Raw genomic sequence first — 15,462 nt, forward strand, 5'->3', positions numbered from 1 at the left:
CAACGGTAGTCCGCGCCAGTGCGCGCCAGTACTGTCGAGCCATGTCTGAGTCTTCCGCGACCGATGTGCCCGCGCCGCCGCCGGCCTCGCCGTACGGTCCAGCCGAGGGTGTGACCGGCGCATCGGTTCCCGTGCCCGAACCACGCGCTACCCCAGCAGCGTGGGTCGACCGAGGCCGAGGCATCCTGCGTGTCGCGATCTGGTCGACGGCGGGACTCTCGGTGCTGCTCGTCGTCGTGCTCGTGGTGCTCGCGGCGATGGGGCTAGGCACGGCTGCCGACAATCTCACCGACGGTGAAGACGCGCTCGTGTGGATCGCCGTGACGGCGAGCCCGGTTCTCTTCGTCGTCGCGCTCAACCTGTTGATCTGGCGCGCGCTGCTGCGTCGAGTCGCCGGGCAGACCCGCGGTGAGGCGTTTGCCATGATCCTGGCGGTCACGGTGGCACTCGCGGTCGGCAGCGTGATCCTGGTGGCGGTGCTGCTGTTCTTCGGTTTCTTGGTCAGCGCGTTCGCGAGTGCGGGCAGCGGGTTCGGCGCCTGACTGCGGCACTCGCTGCTGCACGAGTGTGCGCGGCACCGACGGCCAGTAGTGTCTAGCCATGACAGATGCCTCCGCGCCAAACCGACCCGAGCCGTTGCCCGACTCGCCGTACGGCCCGGCCGACGGGGTCGAAGAGCTGTTCGGCTCGACTGCGTCCTCCGACACGGTCGCCGACGCCGAAGTCTCTGAGCTGACGCCCACATCGACGGGTGACTCAGACGCCGTGACTCGGGCCAGGCGCACGCTCCGACGCCTGTCGATAGCGCTGCCCGTCGTAGGCCTGGTGCTCAGCATCGTCGCGATCGCCGTACAGGTCGGCACGGGTGGCAGCATCTTCGGCATCGACCCCGTCAGTGAGATCGTCGGGTTCACCCTGACCTTCCTCGGCCCGACCTTGCTCGTGCTCGGCCTGCACATGATCGTCTGGCGGGCCATGGTGCGCCCGCTCTCGCGCATGTCGAGCGGAACCCGCACAGGAATGATCATCGGCGTCGGCGGGGTGCTCTCGCTCCTCAGTGTGATCCTCGTCTTCGTCCTCGTCTTCCTCGGGTTCATCGTGCTCTCAGGGCTGCTCTCGGCGAGCGACCAGGCCATCTAGGCAGAGCCCAGCGTTCGAGCGTTCGCACACCCTCGCCGCGATAGCGTGGTGCCGATGTCGACACGCACCGTTTCCGCTCGAGCCCGCCGGGCATCCGTCGTGGCTCTCGTCGCCGCGTTCGCGCTCGCCGGGTGCGCGGGCACCGTGCCGCTCGAGCCCGGGCCCGATGCGAACAATCCTGAGTGCGCGGCGATCTCTGTGCGCGTTCCCGACCGGGTCGGCGACCTCGATCGGCGCACGACGAACGCACAGGCGACCGCCGCGTGGGGCGACCCCGCCGCCGTCATCTACCGGTGCGGGCTGCCCGAGCAGGGCCCGAGCGATCTGCCGTGCTTCGACGTCGACGGAGTCGACTGGCTGCTCGACGAGTCGAATGCTCCGCGCTACGTGTTCACGACCTACGGCCGCACGCCCGTGACCGAGATCATCGTCGACATCACCTACATCGCGGGAGCCGACGCCGTGCGCACCCTCAGCGAGGCCGTCGCGGTCGTGGATGCGGATGCCCGGTGCCTCGCCGCGACCGACGTCTTCGGCGGCGGGTCAGTGAGCCCTACGGCCGAGCCGACCCCGGAGCCGACGCCCTAGCCGCTCAGGCGCGCGGGCCGTCGAGCCCGACGAGCTTGCCCGCGATTCCGCCCGCGGCGCGCAGTGCGGCACCGCCACCGAAGCCGGCCTGCGCGAACACCACACGGCGGTCGCGCGCCTCGGTGAGAGCGTCGAGGAGCACGGTCGCGGCCGGTTGCTGCGGAGCCCACAGGTACAGCGAGAGGGCGCCGGGAATCGAGTTGACTTCGTTGACGAACAACTCGCCCGTCTTCTCGTCGAGCAACAGGTCGACGCGCACGATGCTCGTGAGACGTGTGACTTCGGCGACGCGTTCCGCGAGCGACCGGGCCGCCGCGTGCACGGCATCGGGCACCGCAGCCGGAAACTCGCGCGGAGCACTCATGAAGCCCGCCTCGGCACCCGCGCCACCGGCGAGGTACTTCTCGGCATACGAGTAAACCGCGCTGCCCTTCTCGCCGCGCAGAGGCTTTTCGAGCTGCGTGATCTCGAGCGAGGGGTAGGTGCGGAAGGCGATGTTGAGGTCGACGAGTTCGGGGCGGTAGGGCTCAACCACCGCGCCCGTGCGCAGGTGAACGCTTGTCGCGGCGAGCGCGCGCGCAGCATCCACATCGTCGGCGATTTCGATGCCGATCGACGAGCCACCGAAGCGCGGCTTGACGATGTAGGGGCCCGCGAACGTCGGTTCGACAATGGTCGAGACGGCTTCGCGCGGCAGCGACGGGATGCCCGCTGCGTGCATGAGGCCACCGAAGGCGAGCTTGTCCATGCCGACCGCGCCCGCGAAGAGCGTCGAGCCCGTGGCGGGGATGCCCAGCAGCGAGAACACCGCGGCCGCGCCGCCGCCCTCGCCGACGCCGCCGTGCAGGCACAGCAGTGCGGCCTCGATCTCGAGGCGCTCTGAGCCGAGCTTCTTGCGGCGGTACAGGCCGGGCTCGCCCGAGATGCGCGCCTCGAGCGGGGTCGAGCCCTGCGGTGCGCCCGCGAGGTAGTCCTTCGCCTCGGTGGCGTCGGGCACGCGGAACCACTCCCCCGTCGGCGACCAGTAGATCGGCACGACACTGTGACCGGCGGCTGTCAGCACTCGCTCGGCCTGCAGACCGGTGAGGATCGAGATCTCGTGCTCGGGGCTCGGGCCGCCGAAGACGACGGCCCAGGGGGCGGAACCCGCCATGTTCACCTCAGTTTGTCGGTGGCCGCGGCAGTCGTGCCCGAGCGGCCGTTCAGGGGTAGTGGTCGGGCAGATCGTTCTCGTAGAGGATAACGCCCCGGTCACCCGCGGCCTCGACCGCGCGCGCGACGGCGGCCTCGCGAGTGTCGACGGCGATGGCTCCCGGGGCCTCGCTCGTGGCCGTGCTGGCGTAGCCCGCGAGCAGGGCTGCACGATTCGTGCGCGCGACCGCGAAGAGCAGCCCGTTGGCCGCGCCGATCGCGGCGCCGAAGGCACAGTTGCGCTCGACCTGCACGGGCCCGAGCTCGACCATGCCGGGCGTGACGACCACGAGCGGGCCTCCGCGTTCGGCAGCGAGGGATGCCGCGCCCTCGAGGGCGCGGAGCGACCCGACGGGGTTCGCGTTGTAGGTGTCGTCGATCACGAGCGCGCCAGTCGGAGCCTGCTGCACTTCAGCGCGGTGCTGCGAGCCGGGCAGGTCGCCGAGCCTGGCCGCGATCGCCGCCACGGGCACCCCGGCCGCGAGCGCAATACCCGCGGCGACTGCGACGTTCACCGCATGCCCCGTGCCGCCGATGCTCACGGGCACGGGCTCGGCGCCCTCGCCGAGGCGGATCGACCAGGGCGCAGCATCCGCTGCCCCATCGGCGGGCGGCGTCAGCGCAATGTCGGCGTCGACCCCGTCGCGGCACGTCGTCGTGACGACCGTCTTTCCAGCCGCGCGGCACTGCTCGGCGAGCGCCGCCAGGCGCGGGTCGTCGATCGGCAGCACGACGACGGGCGCGAGCTCGGTGATCGACGACTTCTCGCGCAGAATCGCGTCGGTCGTGCGCATGCGCTGCAAGTGGCCTTCACCGATGACGGTGATCGCGGCGATCGAGGGCGGAAACTGGCGGCAGAGCTCGGCAATCTGACCAGGCGCGGCCATTCCCATCTCGGCGACGAACAGCTCGGTACCGGGCACGAGCCTGTCGTTGACGGCACGCGCAAGACCGAGGCGATTGTTGAACGAGGCGGGGCTCGCGACGGTCGTGAAGGCCGCGCTCAGCAGGTGGGCGACGTAGTTCTTCGTGCTCGTCTTGCCGTACGAGCCGGTGATCGCCACGACGCGCGACCCGGTCTGCTTGAGGCGCGCCTGCGCTTGCGTCACGTAGCGCTGCGACGCTGCCTTCTCGATCGGCGCCATGATCGCGAGCGCGAGGTCGGTGAGCGGTGCGCTCAGCAACAGGGTGAGGGCGGGCCCCGCGGCGCCCAGCACGATCGTCAGCAGGATGCCCACGACGAGGTGCACCACCACCCAGGTGATCAGCAGCCGCTTCAGGCGCCCGGTGAACGCGAGCTTCTTCGACGTGCCGCGCGGCGACAGTCCAAAAGGCAGCAGTGAGAGCAGCACGATGGCCGCGAAGGCGAGCGGGTTGACGGCGAGCAAGGGCGCTGCATCGCCGAGCGAGAGGAGAAGTGTCAGAGGGATCACGATGGCAAGGCCCGCGACAATGAGAGCGGGGCCCGTTGCGGGCTCACGTATGACCCAGAGCCACGCCATGCGCGAGACAGAGCCGGGCACGTAGTGCTCGCGCTGGGCAACGCGCAACCAACGGGCAGCGACAGGCACCCCGGCCACTGCACCCAGTGCCAGCGCAGCGAGAACTGGCCAGCTCAGCAGCAGGTCGATCACGCGGGCTCCTCGGTCTCGGCAAGCACCGACAGCAGCTCTTCGCGCACGGCGAGCTCGAGGTCGCCGGTCAGCAGGTGCGCGCAGCCGTCGACAGTGCGGAACGGCGCGCCCGCTCGCTCGGCCGCGACACGGCCGGCGTCAGTCGGCGCCGCAGTGTCGGCAGCACCCCACACGAAGCGCATCGGCAGCGTCGTGCCCGCCAGCACTGCCAGCTCGTCGTCGTAGTTCTCGTTCACGGCACGCACCATGATGCCGCGCATGACTCCGTGAGCGGCGCGGTAGTCGGCTGAGCCGCGCTCGTTGCGCAGAGCATCCATTCGTTGATCGCTCAGCAGGCCGCGCGCGTTCGCCCAGCGCGCGAGGCGGAAGGCCAGCGGAGGACGGGTCGGCGGTGCGAGGCGCACGAGAGGCACACCCGTGAGCACGAGGGCGCGCACGAGCTCAGGTCGGCGGGCTGCGAGCCGCACCGCTACCCGGCCGCCGAAAGAGTGGGCGACAATCACGATGGGGGCGTAGGCAGCGATCGCCTCGGCGACGAGATCGGCATAGTCTTCGGTGCCCCACACGTCGTCGGGGGCGGGCGCCGGGCCGAAACCGGGCAAGTGGATGCTCACCGCATCGAGCCCGCTGAGCACCGTCGCGAAGTCGGTGCCGTCGCGTCCCCAGCCGTGCAGCGCCACCACCCGGGGCGGCGTCGCACCGTGCTTCTCGGCCAGCACGCGGCCGCCGGCGAGAGAGGTGATCACCCTGCAAGCCTACCGAGGGCTGGGCCGCCGACCTGCGGTGCTGCGCCTTACTGTTTGCGACACGTCGCACGGAACAATGCGTGCGAGGTGTCGCAAGCGGTGAGAGATGCGCCGGGGCCGCTCAGGCTGGTGGGCTCGTAGCTGCGACTACTCCGCCTGGGGCTCGTCAGAGTCGGTCGCGAGGTGCGGCGCGAGTTCGCGCGGGTCGAGCGTGCCGTCGAGCACCTGTGCCACCTGGGCCACGATGGGCATCGAGACGCCCTTGGTGGCGGCCAGCTCGAGAATCGGCCCCACCGAGGCGAGGCCTTCTGCCGTCTGGTTCATCTGCGCGATGACCTGCTCGAAGCCGTAGCCCTGCCCCAGCAGGCGACCGGCGGCGTTGTTGCGCGAGAGCGGCGACTCGCACGTGGCGATGAGGTCGCCCAGCCCGGCGAGGCCGATCATCGTCTCGGGCCGCGCGCCGAAGGCGACGGCGAAGTCGGTGAGCTCGACGAGCCCGCGCGTGATGATGGAGGCCTTCGTGTTCTCGCCGTATCCGACGCCGTCGGCGATGCCCACCGCCACGGCGATGAGGTTCTTGAGCACCCCGCCGAACTCGGTGCCGATGACGTCGGTGTTGACGAACGTTCTGAAGTAGTCGTTGGTGGCAGCCTGCGCGACTGCGACCGCCGTCTCGTGATGGATGCTGGCCACGACTGCCGCCGTCGGCTCGCGCCGCGCGATCTCGAGTGCGAGGTTTGGCCCGCTCACCGCGGCGATGCGCTCGCGCTCGACGCCGAGCTCGCCCTCGATGACCTCGCTCATGCGCAGGCCCGTGCCGCGCTCAACGCCCTTCATGAGACTGACGATCGGCACCTCGGCGGGCAAAATGTCGCGGATCGACGCGAGATTGCTGCGCAGGCTCTGGCTCGGCACCGAGAGGTAGACCTGCTGCGCGCCCGCGAGCACGTGCTCGAGCGAGTCGTGACCGCGCAGGTTGCTCGGCAGGTTGATGCCCGGCAGGTAGCCCGAATTGCGATGGGTCTCGGTGATCTCGTGGGCAACTTCGCGCCGCCGCGACCACACGAGCACGTCAGCACCGCCGTCGGCGAGCACCTTGGCGAAGGTCGTGCCCCACGAACCGGCACCGAGCACCGCGATGCGCAGGGCACCCGGGCCGGCAGCCGCCGACGGCACCGAGATGGCTTCGGTCAGCGGTGGATGCTCGGTCTCGCCGCTGTCGACCGCACGGTCGCCCGGCGCCGCGCTCACAGGCGCCCCGTCTCGCTCTGACCGTTCTTGATCGGGTCCCACCGCTCAGCCGGAGGCGTCTCGCCGCGCAGGTCGCCCAGCAGGGCGGCGATAGCAGCCATGACCCGGTCGGTGCCCTCAGCGAGCGTCGCCTGGTCGAGAGGCCGCCCGGCGAGGTCGCTCAGGTCGACGGGGTCGCCGATCTTGCAGTAGATGGTCTTGCGCGGAAAGAAGCTGATCTTCTTCGAGTAGCGCGCCATGATCTGCTGGGTGCCCCAGTGCGCCGCGGGAACGATGGGTACGCCGGCCTGCAGGGCCATGCGCACGGCACCGCTCTTGCCGCGCATCGGCCACAGGTCGGGGTCGCGGGTGAGGCTGCCTTCGGGGTAGATGATGACCGCGAGCTCGCGATCAACGAGCTGTTGCGCCGCCTTGAGCGGAGCATCCGACCGCGCATCGCGCTCGACCGGAATCTGCCCCGACCAGCGCAGGATCGCCCCTAGCACCGGCACCTTGAAGACACTCGCCTTGGCGAGAAACCTCGGCACCCGCCCGAGCTTCCACATGAAGCGCCCCATAATGACGGGGTCGATCTCGCTGTAGTGGTTCGGGGCGAGGATGAAGGCACCGGTCTTCGGCAGCTTCTCGCCGTCGACGACCGGGTAGCGCGCCATCAGGGTCAGCAGGGGCAGGCAGAGCGCGGCGATCGAGTGCCACAAGAGCGTCTTCTCGCGGCGACGCTTCGGCTTCGTTGCAGAGTCAGGCACGGGTCAAGGGTAGTGCGTGCGCGGCGTAGCGCGAGAAGACTCAGACGAGTTCGAAGTCGGCCCCGAGGGCTCGCAGTTTGTCGATGAACAGCTCGTAGCCCCGGCTGATGATGCCGACGTTGCTGATCGTCGAGGTGCCTGACGCGGCGAGGCCCGCAATGAGGTGGCTGAAGCCGCCCCGCAAGTCGGGAACCCGAACGGATGCGCCGTGCAGCGGCGTCGGCCCCGTGATGACGGCGGCCTGCTCGAGCGGGCGGCGCGGCACACGACGCGTGATCGACGCGATGCCAGCCTGGTGCACGACGATGTTCGCACCCATCTCGTTGAGCGCCTCGGTGAAGCCGAACCGGTTCTCATAGACGGTCTCGTGCACGATCGACTCGCCTTCGGCCTGCGTGAGCGCGACGATGAGCGGCTGCTGCCAGTCGGTCATGAAGCCGGGGTGCACGTCGGTCTCGATCATGACCGGCTTGAGCGGCGTGCCGGGGTGCCAGAAGCGAATGCCGTCGTCGAGCACCTCGAACTCGCCCCCGACCTTGCGGTAGACGTTCAAGAAGGTCATGAGCTCTTGCTGCTTCGCACCACCGACGGTGATGTCACCCTTTGTCGCAAGCGCCGCCGCCGCCCAGCTCGCGGCCTCATTGCGGTCTCCGATCGCGGTGTGGGTGTAGCCGCGCAGGGTCTCGACGCCCTCGATGACGATGACGCGATTCGGCTCGACCGAGATGATCGCGCCCATCTTCTGCAGAATCGCGATGAGGTCCATGATCTCGGGCTCGATGGCCGCGTTGACAAGCTCGGTCGTGCCCTGGGCGCGAACAGCCGTGAGCAGCACCTGCTCGGTCGCTCCGACGCTCGGGAAGGGCAGTTCGATGTGCGCTCCCACGAGCTTCTGCGGCGCCGTGAGGTGGATGCCCTGGTGCGACTTCTCGACGATCGCCCCGAACGCGCGCAACGCGTTGAGGTGGAAGTCGATGGGGCGGTCGCCGATGCGGCAGCCGCCCAGGTCGGGAATGAAGGCCTCACCGAGCTGGTGCAGCAGAGGCCCGCAGAACAGAATCGGAATGCGGCTCGACCCGGCGTGCGCGTCGATCTCGGCGAAATGCGCACCGACGACGTTGCTCGTGTCAAGCGTGAGCTCGCCCGGCGCTGTCGAGGTGATCTCGACGCCGTGCGCTTTGAGCAGACCGCTCACGACGTGCACGTCGCTGATCTCGGGTACGCCGCGCAAAACGCTCGGGGTGTCGGCAAGCAGCGCGGCGACCATCGCCTTGGTGACGAGGTTCTTCGCGCCGCGCACCTCGATGCGGCCGCGCAATGGCTTGCCGCCGTGGATGACGATGGAGTCAGACGTGAGGCCGACGCGTGCGGCAGCCTTCTGCGAGTCTTTTGAGAGCGAATTCATGAGACCTTACGGTGGTGGTGTCGGTCGGCCCTCAGCGGGCGGGAAGGGTGGTGGGTCGCCAACTCTCGCGACGAGACTCGAAGTCGGTGATGGCCTGCTCGTCACGCAGGGTCAGGCCGATGTCGTCGAGGCCTTCGAGCAAGCGCCACCGGGTGTAGTCGTCAATCTCGAACGGCACCGTGATATTCCCGACCGTCACGGTGCGCTCCTCGAGATCGACGGTCGCCTCCATACCCGGACTCGCCTCGAGTTCGGCCCACAGCTTCTCGACGGTCGGCTCGTCGATCACGCCCACGAGCAGACCCTGCTTACCAGCGTTGCCGCGGAAGATGTCGGCGAACTTCGGACTGATCACGGCCGCGAAGCCGAAGTCACGCAGTGCCCACACCGCGTGCTCGCGACTCGACCCGGTTCCGAAATCGGGGCCGGCGATGAGGATTCGCGGGTTCGCGTACTCGGGCTTGTTCAAGATGAAGTCGGGGTCTTGGCGCCACGCCGAGAAAAGCGCATCGTCGTAGCCGGTCTTCGTGACCCGCTTGAGGAACACGGCGGGGATGATCTGGTCGGTGTCGACGTTGCTGCGACGGAACGGCACCGCGACGCCCGTGATCGTGCTGACCTTCTCCATGACTAAACCTGTGCCCCTTCGATTGTCGCGAAGCGCGGGTCGACGGCAACGCCGTCAGCAATCAGGTCGCTCACACTCGACAACGTGCCGCGAATCGCGGTTGACGCCGCCACGAGCGGCGACACGAGGTGGGTGCGGCCGCCCTTGCCCTGGCGACCCTCGAAGTTGCGGTTGCTCGTCGAGGCGCAACGCTGGCCGGGCTCGAGCTGGTCAGGGTTCATGCCTAAGCACATCGAGCATCCGGCGAAACGCCACTCTCCTCCGAACGCCTCCACCACCTTGTCGATGCCCTCGGCTTCGGCCTCGAGTCGCACGCGGGCAGAACCGGGCACCACGATGACGTCGACACCGTCGGCCTTCTTCTGACCCTTGATGATCGAGGCGAACGCTCGCAGGTCGTCGAGACGACTGTTCGTGCACGAGCCCATGAAGACGACGTCGACGGGAATCTTCTTCATCGGGGTGCCAGGTTCGAGCGCCATGTACTCGAGCGCGCGCTCGGCCGCCGCGCGCTCGTTGGGGTCGATGATCGTCGACGGGTCGGGCACCGACTGGCTGAGCGAGACACCCTGGCCGGGGTTGGTGCCCCAGGTGACGAATGGCTCGAGCTCGTTGGCGTCGAGAAACACTTCGGCGTCGAAGACGGCATCGTCATCGGTCGCGAGCGTGTTCCAGTACTCGACGGCCGCATCCCAGTCGGTGCCCTGGGGCGCGTGCGGTCGGCCCTTCAGATAGGCGTAGGTCGTCTCGTCGGGAGCGACCATGCCGGCCCGCGCACCCGCCTCGATCGACATGTTGCAGATCGTCATGCGGCCATCCATCGACAGTGCACGGATGGCCGAGCCACGGTACTCGAGCACATAGCCTTGTCCGCCGCCCGTGCCGATCTTGGCGATGACGGCGAGAATGATGTCTTTCGCCGTGACTCCGGGCTTCAACTCGCCCTCGACCGTGATCGCCATGGTCTTGAACGGCGTGAGCGGCAGCGTCTGGGTGGCGAGCACGTGCTCGACCTCGCTCGTACCGATGCCGAACGCCATGGCACCGAACGCGCCGTGCGTGCTCGTGTGCGAGTCGCCGCACACGACAGTGATGCCCGGCATCGTCAGACCCAGCTGCGGGCCGACGACGTGCACAATGCCTTGTTCGATATCGCCGAGCGAGTGCAGGCGCACGCCGAACTCGGCACAGTTGGCGCGAAGGGTCTCGATCTGCTTGCGGCTCGTGGGCTCAGCGATGGGCTTGTCGATCGCGAGCGTTGGCGTGTTGTGGTCTTCGGTCGCAATCGTCAGATCGGGGCGACGCACGGGCCGACCGGCCATGCGCAGTCCGTCGAAGGCCTGCGGGCTCGTGACCTCGTGCACGAGGTGCAGGTCGATGTAGAGCAGGTCGGGCTCGCCGTTCTCGCCCTTGGCGACAAGATGCGCATCCCAGACCTTCTCGGCCAGAGTGCGGGGGCGGTGCAGGTGCGGTGTTGCGTCGTTCATGGGGAAATCACCCTTCTTGCGGGGTTGCGATGCGGCCGCGTCGAAACTCCGCGGCGAGAGTGCGACCTGGGGTGATCAGGACTCGCCGCGGCGACGAAGAAGAAGCCGCGCGCGGTGCATCTGCTCAGGCTATCACTGGGGCCACGGTCAGGCGGGCGGCGGGGTGTGGCACTCGACGCACGCCTGAATGACGGTGATCATCTCGTCGAGGTCGTCGGTCACCGTGATGAGGTCGAGGTCGCCGGGCGAGATCGTGCCTGCCGCCAGCAGAGAGTCGCGCAGCCACTCGAGGGCGGGCGTCCAGAACTCGGTGCCGATGAGAATCACCGGAAAGTCGTGCAGCTTGCCGGTCTGAATGAGCGTGAGCGATTCGAACAGCTCGTCGAGCGTTCCGAATCCGCCCGGCAGCACGACGAAGGCGCACGAGTAGCGCACGAACACGGTCTTGCGCACGAAGAAGTGCTCGAACGGCAGCACGATCTCGGCATAGGGGTTCGGCTTCTCTTCACGGGGCAGTTCGATCGTCAGGCCGATCGATCGAGCTCCGGCTTCAGCGGCTCCTTGGTTCGCTGCCTGCATGAGCCCGGGCCCGCCACCCGTGATGACCGTGAACCCCGCGTCAGAGATGCGGCGGCCGACCTCGACACCGAGGGCATAGCGCGAATGCTCGGGGGCGACCCTCGCCGAGCCGAACACCGACACCCCCAGGCGCATGCCGTCGAGAGTGCTGAAGGCCTTCTCGAACTCGCGCTCGACGCTCGCGAGCCATTCGCGATTCTCTGCGCTCGTGACCTGACCGGAAAGAAACTGGCCCTCTGTGGGGTGCGGAATCACGACCGGGTCTCTTCTGAAACCGCGTTGACCCCGCTCTCGGGTGGGGCGACCGAGTCATCGTCATCATCATCATCGGTGGCGCGGGCGAGCGCGGTCGGAATGTAACGGTTCTCGACGCGAAGCTTCACCAGGCTCGCGACCACCGCGACTGCCATGGCCGCCACGATGACCAGCAGCGACGTCACCGTGTCGATGACCGGCACCCATTCGATGTGCTCACCACCGTTGATGAACGGCAACTCGTTCTCGTGCATGGCGTGGAAGATCAGCTTCACGCCGATGAAGGCGAGGATGAAGGCAATGCCGTACTTGAGGTACTCGAGCTTGTCGACGAGGTGGCCGAGCAAGAAGTAGAGCTGGCGCAGCCCCATGAGGGCGAAGATGTTCGCCGTGAAGACGATGAACGGGCTCTGCGTGATGCCGAAGATGGCCGGAATCGAGTCGAGCGCGAAGATGACATCGGTCGTGCCGATGGCGATAAGCACGATGAGCAGGGGGGTCCACAGCCGTCGACCATCGATCTTCACGCGCAGCTTCATGCCGTGGAAGTCGTCGGTGATCGCGATGCGCTTGCGCAAGACACGAATGAGGGCGCTCTCGCGGGCTTCGTCGTCTTCGCGGCCCGAAAACGCCTGCTGAGCCGCAGTGATGAGCAGGAAGATGCCGAAGATGTAGAAGATCCAGCTGAAGTTCTCGATGAGCGCGGCGCCGAGCAGAATGAAGATGCCCCGGAACAGGAGGGCGAGAATAATGCCGATCATCAGCACCTCTTGCTGCATCTTCTTGGGCACGGCGAATTGAGCCATGATGATGACGAAGACGAAGAGGTTGTCGATCGACAGGCTGTACTCGGTCAGCCAGCCGGCGACGAACTCGCCGCCGGCCTGGGGGCCCACGACGACGAACATGAGGCCCGCGAAGATGAGGGCAAGGGTCACGTAGAACGCGACCCACAGCCCCGACTCTTTCGGGCTCGGCACGTGCGGCCTGCGCACGACGAGCAGCAGGTCGAGCACGAGGATCACACTCAGCACGATGAGCGAGCTGATCTCGAACCAGGCGGGAATGACGAAGTCGCTCACGGGAGCCTTTCGGAAGGGTCGGTCACGGTCGAAAGTCTCTCCCCCGCGCTACCGCGGCGTCGAACCCGGGCTCGCAACGCTGCAAACCGTGGTGACGGGATCGACGAGGGTGGGATACTCCCCTTCGCTGCGGGCCAGCCTAGCCCGTCGCGACGGCTAGTCCTGCTCGATCGTGAGGGTCCACGTCGCGTCGCCCTGCTCGCCGTCGAGGTCGATCGACGTCGCGCCGTCGGTGTACGGTCCGACCATCGTCGCCTCCCCCGTCGTGAACGCGATCGAGATCGTGAGCATCTCGTCTGCCACGGCCCACGTGTCGGTCGGGTCGTCGTACTCATTGCCGTTGAGGGTCAGGCCGATCGTGCCATCCTCCTGAAACAGGATTCCCCACTCGTCGTCATCAGAGTCAGTGCCCGACCAGCTCGTGCCGATGAGCGGTTCACCCGTCGACGGGCCCGCCAAGAGCTGCTCAATGCTCGCGCACCCGGAGACCGCGATGACGAGCGTGAGTGAGAGTGCGGCAGCGAGCATGCGCAGGCGAGACATGCGGCCAGACTACCTGCGCGGTGGCACGAAAAAAGCCTCCGCTTCCGGAGGCTTCTCGTGGTGCTGGTGTTCGTTGCGGATGTGGTGACCCCAGCGGGATTCGAACCCGCGTTACCGCCGTGAGAGGGCGGCGTACTAGGCCGCTATACGATGGGGCCGCGGCTGCAACCGTACGAGTATGCCACAGCGCCGATACCCCGGCAAAACCGGGGCCGGCGGCTTATGCCAGCACGCGCAGACTGCCCGCATCCATCTCAATGTCGACTGGTAGCGGCGCGATGCGCTCGCCGTCTGCGTAGGCCACCACGCCCTCGGCCACGACGCGCACGGAGCGCGCTCGGTGCACGACGACCCGGTGGTCGGTGACGTGGGTGCCGGCGAAGACGCGCGGGTAGATGCGCAAGAACGCGAGTCTGCCGAGAGGCCGCACGAGCACGACGTCGAAGAGTCCGTCGTCGAGACTCGCCGCTGGCGCGACCTTCATTCCCCCGCCGAACGAGAGGTTGTTCGCGACGGCCACGAGCATGGCGCGCTCGGTGTGCACGACACCATCGAGCGTCACGGTGTACTCGATCGGTCGCAGCTTGGCGAGCTCGACGAGCAGCGCGATCGTGTAGCGGCTGCGCCCTCGGGGTCGCGTCATGCGGTTGGCCCGTTCGTTGACGAGCGCATCGAAGCCTGCCGACAGAATGCAACCGAATCGAGCGTGGCCCCGCGGCTCATCCCCGCCGCCGAACGAGATCGTGCCGGCATCGATGACTCGGGGCGGGCGATCGAGCGCAGCCACGAGGGCCTCGATGGCCGCCTCGGTGTCGTCGATCGGGATGCTCAGACCGCGTGCCACGTCATTGCCGGTGCCGCTCGGCACAAGGCCGAGGGGCACCTTCGTGCCCTCGAGGGCCGTCACGCCCAGATTGACCATGCCGTCGCCGCCGACGACGACGAGCGCGTCTGGCTTCTCGCGCACCGCCGCGCGGGTCGCGTCGAGAAGCTGAGCGAAGTCGGGCTCGATGAGGCTCGTGACTTCATGGCCGAGGCCGCGCAGCGTGGTCACGACGGCGGGGCCGACCTCGCGCCCTCGACCGAACGAGGCGTTCGGGTTGATGGCGACGACGATGCGCTTCGACGACGATGTCATGCGCTGATTATGGCGCGCTACCGAAGCGAAGGCGATTCGGCTCAGGTGCCGCGGTTCTGCTGCAACTCGAACACCGCCAGCAGCTCGGCGACCGCCTTCTCGCGCGCGTCACCGCCCTCGTCGAACATGTCGGAGACGTGGGTGCGCAAATGGTTTTCGACCAGCAGCTTGTTGAGGCTGCGCAGGCTCTTCTGCACGGCGAGCGACTGCGTGATGATGTCGACGCAGTACTCTTCGTTCTCGATCATCTTCTCGATGCCGCGCAATTGACCCTGCAGAATGCGCGAACGGTGCAAGGCTCGCTTCTTGATGTCGTCGATCACGCCGCCAGCATACCCCCAGGGGGTCTGTCGTGCGCACGCGCGACACCCTTGCTCACGCAGAAGCGCTGAGTAGGGTGGCGCCATGAACATCACCAAGCGCGAGCATGCCTGCCTCGTCGTCGAGCAGAGCGGCGCCGCCCTCGTCATCGACCCCGGCAGTTTCACCGCCCCGTTCGCCGTCACGGGCCTCGCCGCGATCGTCATCACGCACGAGCACGGCGACCATGTGACGCGCGAGCACCTCGACCGCCTGCTGGCCGACGCGCCCGGGCCCGTCGAGCTGTTCGCTCCGGCCGGGGTGGCGACCGCGCATCCCGACTACCACTGGCAGATCGTCGACGGTGGCGACGTGCGCTCCGCCGGTCCGTTCGCGCTCGCCTTCTTCGGCGGGCACCACGCGACCATCCACCGCTCGATTCCTATCGTCGACAACGTGGGCGTGTTCGTCAACGAGACGCTCTACTACCCCGGCGATTCGTACACGGTGCCCACAGGCGAGGTGCCCGTGCTCGCCGTGCCCTCGAGCGCGCCGTGGCTGAAGATCGGCGAGGTCATGGACTACCTCGACGCGGTCAGACCGCGGCACGCGTTCCCGACGCACGAGCGCGTCAACTCCGACGCCGGCAACGCCATGGCGAACGCGCGCATCACGCACGTGGTCGAATCGCACGGCGGGCGCGTCACGGTGCTGCAGCCGGGTGAGACGCTCGAGCTCGACTGACCCGT

At 67.9% G+C, this 15,462-nt stretch carries 17 protein-coding genes and 1 tRNA gene; 4 read left to right on the top strand and 14 right to left on the bottom strand.

The annotated features are described in order from the left end of the window. The first annotated feature begins 41 nt into the window (after window positions 1–41). The 3 genes from KL788_RS05025 to KL788_RS05035 are packed head-to-tail and all read left to right on the top strand — an operon-like array spanning window position 42 to window position 1,728. Window positions 42–542 carry a hypothetical protein gene (locus KL788_RS05025; RefSeq protein ID WP_293169092.1) on the top strand — a complete coding sequence of 167 codons (501 nt, stop codon included), beginning with the start codon at window positions 42–44 and terminating at the stop codon, window positions 540–542. Between the two features lie 58 nt (window positions 543–600). Continuing rightward, a complete protein-coding gene (locus KL788_RS05030) occupies window positions 601–1,140 on the top strand; it encodes a hypothetical protein (RefSeq protein WP_293169094.1) in 540 nt (179 codons plus the stop codon). 54 nt (window positions 1,141–1,194) lie between these two features. Beyond that, window positions 1,195–1,728 carry a DUF3515 family protein gene (locus tag KL788_RS05035; RefSeq protein ID WP_293169096.1) on the top strand — a complete coding sequence of 178 codons (534 nt, stop codon included), beginning with the start codon at window positions 1,195–1,197 and terminating at the stop codon, window positions 1,726–1,728. Between the two features lie 4 nt (window positions 1,729–1,732). On the opposite strand, the gene KL788_RS05040 is transcribed toward KL788_RS05035, so the two are convergent. The 14 genes from KL788_RS05040 to KL788_RS05105 all read right to left on the bottom strand — a co-directional run bounded on the left by KL788_RS05040 (window position 1,733) and on the right by KL788_RS05105 (window position 14,736). After that, complete coding sequence (locus tag KL788_RS05040) at window positions 1,733–2,881, bottom strand: hypothetical protein (RefSeq protein ID WP_293169098.1); 1,149 nt, start codon at window positions 2,879–2,881, stop codon at window positions 1,733–1,735. Window positions 2,882–2,930: 49 nt separating this feature from the next. After that, a complete protein-coding gene (locus KL788_RS05045) occupies window positions 2,931–4,553 on the bottom strand; it encodes a Mur ligase family protein (RefSeq protein WP_293169100.1) in 1,623 nt (540 codons plus the stop codon). Beyond that, window positions 4,550–5,299, bottom strand: a complete 750-nt coding sequence (locus KL788_RS05050) for an alpha/beta fold hydrolase (protein WP_293169102.1) — start codon at window positions 5,297–5,299, stop codon at window positions 4,550–4,552. Before KL788_RS05050 ends, KL788_RS05045 begins: the two co-directional genes overlap by 4 nt. Before the next feature lie 147 nt (window positions 5,300–5,446). Continuing rightward, a complete protein-coding gene (locus tag KL788_RS05055) occupies window positions 5,447–6,493 on the bottom strand; it encodes an NAD(P)H-dependent glycerol-3-phosphate dehydrogenase (RefSeq protein ID WP_428846129.1) in 1,047 nt (348 codons plus the stop codon). Window positions 6,494–6,546: 53 nt separating this feature from the next. Beyond that, complete coding sequence (locus tag KL788_RS05060; RefSeq protein WP_293169104.1) at window positions 6,547–7,296, bottom strand: lysophospholipid acyltransferase family protein; 750 nt, start codon at window positions 7,294–7,296, stop codon at window positions 6,547–6,549. A gap of 40 nt (window positions 7,297–7,336) precedes the next feature. Beyond that, window positions 7,337–8,701 carry a UDP-N-acetylglucosamine 1-carboxyvinyltransferase gene (gene murA, locus KL788_RS05065; protein WP_293169106.1) on the bottom strand — a complete coding sequence of 455 codons (1,365 nt, stop codon included), beginning with the start codon at window positions 8,699–8,701 and terminating at the stop codon, window positions 7,337–7,339. A gap of 31 nt (window positions 8,702–8,732) precedes the next feature. Continuing rightward, window positions 8,733–9,329 carry a 3-isopropylmalate dehydratase small subunit gene (gene leuD, locus KL788_RS05070; RefSeq protein WP_293169108.1) on the bottom strand — a complete coding sequence of 199 codons (597 nt, stop codon included), beginning with the start codon at window positions 9,327–9,329 and terminating at the stop codon, window positions 8,733–8,735. Between the two features lie 2 nt (window positions 9,330–9,331). Next, the gene (gene leuC, locus KL788_RS05075) at window positions 9,332–10,816 is read right to left on the bottom strand and encodes a 3-isopropylmalate dehydratase large subunit (RefSeq protein ID WP_293169110.1); all 1,485 of its coding nucleotides are present in this window, start codon (window positions 10,814–10,816) and stop codon (window positions 9,332–9,334) included. Window positions 10,817–10,963: 147 nt separating this feature from the next. Continuing rightward, complete coding sequence (locus tag KL788_RS05080; RefSeq protein WP_293169112.1) at window positions 10,964–11,650, bottom strand: TIGR00730 family Rossman fold protein; 687 nt, start codon at window positions 11,648–11,650, stop codon at window positions 10,964–10,966. Then, entirely contained in the window at window positions 11,647–12,732 is a 1,086-nt protein-coding gene (locus KL788_RS05085; RefSeq protein ID WP_293169114.1) for a TerC family protein, read from the bottom strand. The genes KL788_RS05080 and KL788_RS05085 overlap by 4 nt, the downstream gene beginning before the upstream one ends. Window positions 12,733–12,888: 156 nt before the next feature. After that, window positions 12,889–13,275 (bottom strand): hypothetical protein, encoded by a 387-nt coding sequence (locus KL788_RS05090; protein ID WP_293169116.1) that lies wholly within the window; start codon window positions 13,273–13,275, stop codon window positions 12,889–12,891. An 82-nt stretch (window positions 13,276–13,357) separates the two neighbouring features. Beyond that, window positions 13,358–13,433, bottom strand: a tRNA-Glu gene (locus tag KL788_RS05095). A gap of 62 nt (window positions 13,434–13,495) precedes the next feature. After that, the gene (locus KL788_RS05100; protein WP_293169118.1) at window positions 13,496–14,413 is read right to left on the bottom strand and encodes a diacylglycerol/lipid kinase family protein; all 918 of its coding nucleotides are present in this window, start codon (window positions 14,411–14,413) and stop codon (window positions 13,496–13,498) included. Window positions 14,414–14,454: 41 nt separating this feature from the next. Next, complete coding sequence (locus tag KL788_RS05105; protein WP_293169120.1) at window positions 14,455–14,736, bottom strand: metal-sensitive transcriptional regulator; 282 nt, start codon at window positions 14,734–14,736, stop codon at window positions 14,455–14,457. Window positions 14,737–14,818: 82 nt separating this feature from the next. Here KL788_RS05105 and KL788_RS05110 point away from each other — a divergent pair, with 82 nt between their 5' ends. Then, complete coding sequence (locus KL788_RS05110; RefSeq protein WP_293169122.1) at window positions 14,819–15,457, top strand: MBL fold metallo-hydrolase; 639 nt, start codon at window positions 14,819–14,821, stop codon at window positions 15,455–15,457. The last annotated feature ends 5 nt before the right edge of the window (window positions 15,458–15,462 follow it).

The sequence above is a fragment of the Microcella sp. genome (assembly GCF_019739195.1).
Taxonomy (GTDB): Bacteria; Actinomycetota; Actinomycetes; order Actinomycetales; family Microbacteriaceae; genus Microcella.